We start from the raw sequence: 284 nt of genomic DNA on the forward strand, positions 1-284 counted from the left end.
GTGATGGTGAAGCGGGCGCGGTTGGCCTCCACCATCGCCTTGGTCAGCGGCAGCCCGAGCCCGGTGCCGTCGCCGCGGCCGCGTTTCAGCGCATTGATCTGCTTGAACGGCTTCAGCGCCTGCTCGATCTCGGCCGGGGTCATGCCGATGCCGGTATCGCGCACGCGCATGACGACATCGCCGGAGGCCTCGTAGGCAGTGGACACGATCACCTGGCCGCCGGCCTGCGTGTAGCGGATGGCGTTGGATAGGATGTTGAGCGCGATCTGGCGCACGCTTCTCAG

At 67.3% G+C, this 284-nt stretch carries 1 protein-coding gene; it reads right to left on the minus strand.

The window, feature by feature from the left end:
* Positions 1 to 284: ATP-binding protein (locus tag EN808_RS35960; protein WP_135918280.1), on the minus strand; the 284-nt coding region annotated here is incomplete at both ends.

Origin of the sequence: Mesorhizobium sp. M8A.F.Ca.ET.165.01.1.1 (assembly GCF_004792065.1) — a bacterium.
Classification (GTDB): domain Bacteria; phylum Pseudomonadota; class Alphaproteobacteria; order Rhizobiales; family Rhizobiaceae; genus Mesorhizobium.